Source organism: Candidatus Bathyarchaeota archaeon, assembly GCA_026014685.1.
Taxonomy (GTDB): Archaea; Thermoproteota; Bathyarchaeia; order Bathyarchaeales; family Bathycorpusculaceae; genus Bathycorpusculum.
On record JAOZHW010000018.1, the window covers coordinates 1 to 2158 of the forward strand.

Sequence of the window (2158 nt, forward strand, 5' to 3'; positions counted from 1 at the left end):
ACGCTGGATTGAGGAAGAGCCCAATGCGAAGCTGGTTTTGGGCGTGAAGTTCGCCATAGGCATGACCGCCTTCATGTCCGCTCTGGAGCTGGCACACATGATGCTGTTTCACGCTTGGAATGCTGAGGTTTTCGCTGCTATCACGGGTTTGAGTGGCACGATTGTTGGGTTGTTTGTGGGGCAGAAGGCATGACGAAGGGTAAACCGTGGGACATAGAGGAAATTCGCATGCTTCAGCGGCTGGTTGAAGAGGGCAAGAGTGTTGACGACATCTGCAGGGTTATGGTGAAGTCGCGTGATGCGGTAGTGCAGAAGATGTTTGATTTGAAGCTCAAAGCGGTGAAAGAAGAAAAAAGGCGTGGTTCTGGGAAAAAGACGATTTTTTCTTCTTCCCAACTATCGCTGCCTGCGGATTTGCCTAATGTGGAGGAGACGTTGCGGATTTTGGCTGCCGCGTTGCTCAAGAGTGCTGAGGCTGGGTTGAGCAAGGACGAGGTGGGCAGGTTGCAGGTTGTGGCTACGTTAGCTAAGACCTACAAGGACGCCTTCGCCGAGTACCTCGATTACCGTGGAATTGAGGAGCGTTTAGACGCGTTGGAGGCTAAGTATGAGGGGTTGGAGAAAAAAGGCGAGAACTCTTCGGCTGGAGCAAGCGAAAGCCAAAGTTGAGCGCATCGAGGCAATTGCAGGCGCCCACATGGTAGAGCAGCAAAGGCAGGTGGAAGCTTTGCAGCATAGCTTTAAGGAGTTTTGTGAGCGGGTTTTCGGTTTTACGCCCTACGCTTATCAGCTGGATTTGGAGGCAAAGTTTGAGCAGTACCAGTTTAACGCTGTTCGCTGGCCGCGGCAGACGGGCAAGAGCTTCATAGTCTCAGGCTTAGTCCTCAAGTACGCTATTGAGCATCCGAACAGTTACATCGCGATTGTTGGGCCTAGTTGGCGGCAGACTAAGCTGAATATTCGGCGTATCGGCGGGTTCGCCCGCAGGTATCTTGGGTGTGAGCGGGGCATCCAAAAGACTCGCGTTAGCCTGCCCAACGGCAGTGTGATTGAGGCGTTTCCGAATAATCCTGACACGATTCGCGGTCCGTCGTTTCATGTTATCTGGTGGGAGGAATGCAACTTTACCGCCAACGACGAAGACCTGTATGATGCGATACTGTTTACGCTGGGCACAACCAACGGCAGGCTGATTGCGACTTCTACGCCGTGGAATACGGATAGCCTGTTTTGGAAGATGTGCAACCACAAAGACTACAGTGATTTCGGCAGGACGCACATCACTTGGCAGCAGGCGCTGGAACCCAACGGTCCACTAAAACCCGCCATCATTGAGAAGATTAAGCGCCAGTTCGGCGACGACCCAGCACGTTGGCGTCGGGAGATGGAGGCGGAGTGGGCTGAGGACGAAGACGTGTGGTTGCCTCAGAGCCTGATTGTTTCCTGTGTGGGTACGGTGAAGAACTGTGGTTTTGACTTGCAAGAATTCAACTCTGAAGATGAGTGTCAAGGCGAGTTTTTTGCTGGATTGGACTTGGCGCAGACAAGGGATTACTGTGTGCTCTCAGTGGTTGAACGCTTAAATGATAAGCTGTTTCTGCGGCATTTGAAGATTTTCCAGCAGCCCACACTCTACGCTCAAGTACTTGGCTACTTGAAAGCGCTGCAGGACAGGTGGGGCGGCTTCCAGAAAATCCGAGTGGACTTCACACGCGAAGGACCATCGATTATCGCTGACATGGAGAACGCTGGCATCGAGAATGCTGAAGGCGTCAACTTCAGTGTGCCCAGAAAAAGCGAAATGGCAAGCCTACTAAAGCAGCGCATGATGAACAAACAATTCTACTATCCACTGCTGAATTGGGAGCGGCCATATCGAGGGGACATATGTACTGAATTGAACGTGGAGCGTTATGAGCTGCGCAAGGACGGCGCCATAGGCTTTTCGCATCCGAACGGTACGCATGATGATGTGTTTTGGAGTATTGCGTTGGCTGTGTTTGCGACTGTGCAGATGGAGCCCGAACCATTCTTAACAGTTATTCCGAGGTGACGGATGTGCGGCGGCAGAGGGATTTTCGGGTTAGGCAGGTTCGGCGCATCTACAATCGGGAGGAAGAGAAGTTCACGTTTAACATCAGCTACGAGACGCACACTA

At 52.2% G+C, this 2158-nt stretch carries 3 protein-coding genes; all 3 read left to right on the forward strand.

Features of this window, described 5'->3' with window-relative positions; translation table 11 throughout:
* On the forward strand, positions 1 to 193 hold a 193-nt coding region (locus tag NWE96_11010), incomplete at its 5' end, for a hypothetical protein (protein MCW3984502.1).
* Complete coding sequence (locus tag NWE96_11015) at positions 190 to 669, forward strand: hypothetical protein (protein MCW3984503.1); 480 nt, start codon at positions 190 to 192, stop codon at positions 667 to 669. The genes NWE96_11010 and NWE96_11015, both read left to right, overlap by 4 nt.
* Positions 608 to 2053, forward strand: a complete 1446-nt coding sequence (locus tag NWE96_11020) for a terminase family protein (GenBank protein ID MCW3984504.1) — start codon at positions 608 to 610, stop codon at positions 2051 to 2053. The genes NWE96_11015 and NWE96_11020 overlap by 62 nt, the downstream gene beginning before the upstream one ends.
* The last annotated feature ends 105 nt before the right edge of the window (positions 2054 to 2158 follow it).